Here is a 2,071-nt window from a genome sequence, read left to right as displayed (position 1 = left end):
GATTGGCGGGGCGTTTAGCGTTGTCTGAAAACCGCTTGCCCCCGGTCCGCCTGCTTGGTGGGATGCAGGGGCTTCGACGGCGGGAGGAGACGGCTTGGCGGTGTTCGGGTGTGCGGGCTGCGGTGCGGTCCTGACTGCGGCGGTGTCGGAGGTGGCGTTGCCGATCCACCTGGCCGACACCCACTGGGAGAAGCTGCATCCGCCACTGCTGGAGGCCGGGTCCTACGCCGTCGACCCCGCACCGTACGGGCCGCCGTGGCGGCCGTGGGACGAGGTCGGGGCGCGCGAGGCGGCGGAGCGGGGGCGCTTCGCGCCGTTCGGCGCGCTGTCCGACGGGCCGTCGAACACCGTTCTCCTCGCGCCCGGCGACATGCGCGGCACCAGGCTGATCCTTGAGCGGGCCGGGGGCTACTGCATGGGGATCGACGGAAGGGACGGCCCGAACCTTGCCTGTCTGGGCTGCGATCTGCCGGTTGGAACGAGGATGGACGACTGCGGGTGCTGGCAGGTCGTCCGGCTCGTCCCGCAGGCGGTAGTACGGCTGCCCAGCCCGCCGGAGCGGCCGATCATGGACTGGGCGGAGCTGCTGGCCACCGGCGCGCTGTGGCACCGGCTGAGCGAGTACCGGGACATCCCGGCGGGCGTGGCTCTCGCCCAGGTGGTGGTGGCCGCCGGGGGCGCGCCGGTCGAGGCGGCGCCCGGGCCGGTCGCTGAGCTCCTCGGCCGGGCACTTGGCGCGCTGCTGCCTGCCGGGGAAGGTTCGAAGCGGCTGGACCTGGCGGGGCCGGGGTTCGGCGAGCCAGCCGCTGACCTTGTGCTGGTGCCGGTCCATCCGCAGACCGGAGACCTGTGGCAGCCGCGCGCCGGGGCGGTGCCGGTACCTGTGGATGCCGGGCTCTGGGCCGAGCTCGCCTTCCCGCCGCATCGGACCCGACTGCCGGTGGTCGGCGGACTGCCGGCAGGCGTGGAGCGGGACGACCCACTGCCGCCGCACCTGTGGTACCCGTTCCAGCCGTCCAGGGAGGCGTGCCAGTACACGCTCGCGCGGATGCCCGCCGTCAGGGAACCGTGGCTGCGGGCGATCTACGACCGAGGATGCTGAACCGTCAGAGGCAGAGCAGACCCCGACGTTGGGATCGACGTAGACGACGTGGTCATAGACCGAGTAGCAACTGGGACCAGGGGCGCACTCTGATCACATGTGACTGACCGACATCACACATTCAACTTCAGTAACCCTCTTCCGCCCCGGCGGAGCCGGCCATCGCCACCACACCCCGGCTGCTCACGTCGCGCAGCTACGCGACCGGTGTCCTCACTCCGCCTCGAAGCCGTTCTCCAGATATACGGTGCGCTGCTGCTCCCTGGCCGCGGCGCAGGCCTGGACCCGGCGGGCCAGCACGGGGACCAGGAGCCGCCCGACTTCCTCGACCTCCACGAACGCATGGCCGCGGAGCTCCTCCTTCTGGAGCCGGATTGAGGCGAGTTGCTTGTGCGAGAGCCGACCGCCGTCGAAGACCAGCACCAGGCCCTCGCTGCGCTCAGGGCGATGGGCGGTCCAGTCGACACCCAGCAACGCCCCGGGCCGCATGTCGAGGCCAAGTTCTTCCCGTACTTCGCGACGGGCACCGTCGCGGGGGGACTCGTCGGCTTCCACCGCTCCGCCGGGGATTTCCCACGGGTCCTTGTAGACAGGGTCGACGAGGAGCACCCGGCTGAGGTCGTCGAAGAACAGCACCCCCGCCGCCATTCGCTTGCGCGGCAAGGCCCGGTCGTAGGCCGAGACAACGGGGGAGGGCACCTCAAGGCTCGTCATGCCACGAGCCTAGCCATGCCCGCCCACGGACCGGCCGCGATGCAGCGGTGGGCCGGAATCACAGACCGCACACTCCTCGGGGCCGGCCGGCCCGGCCGCGCGAGGACTCATACGCCAGAACGAGCCGGTCACCGTCGGCCCGCGCGCTCCATGTGCGGCGCCGGCCCCACCGCCGAGAAATCGGCGGTGGGGCGGGGCGCAGCGGCGCCGTTCGCCGGGTGAGGGCCGGGGCGTGGCGGGGGTTCAACCACTCCC

General features: G+C 71.9%; 2 protein-coding genes. One reads left to right on the top strand and one right to left on the bottom strand.

Annotation, left to right across the window (positions count from 1 at the left end; all coding sequences use genetic code 11):
- Positions 1 to 100 precede the first annotated feature (100 nt).
- Positions 101 to 1,102 carry a hypothetical protein gene (locus ACWGIU_RS36525; RefSeq protein ID WP_453712378.1) on the top strand — a complete coding sequence of 334 codons (1,002 nt, stop codon included), beginning with the start codon at positions 101 to 103 and terminating at the stop codon, positions 1,100 to 1,102.
- 213 nt (positions 1,103 to 1,315) lie between these two features.
- Here ACWGIU_RS36525 and ACWGIU_RS36520 read toward each other — a convergent pair whose 3' ends face one another.
- Positions 1,316 to 1,816: an NUDIX domain-containing protein gene (locus ACWGIU_RS36520; protein ID WP_453712377.1), complete on the bottom strand. Its 501-nt coding sequence runs from the start codon at positions 1,814 to 1,816 to the stop codon at positions 1,316 to 1,318.
- Positions 1,817 to 2,071: the final 255 nt, after the last annotated feature.

It is taken from the genome of Streptomyces sp. NPDC054840 (assembly GCF_053611065.1).
This window is presented reverse-complemented; position numbering and strand designations above follow the sequence as displayed.

Bases quoted from the DNA above. Each gene is read 5' to 3' on its own strand.
- ACWGIU_RS36520 (WP_453712377.1), bottom strand. From the start codon at position 1,816: ATGACGAGCCTTGAGGTGCCCTCCCCCGTTGTCTCGGCCTACGACCGG.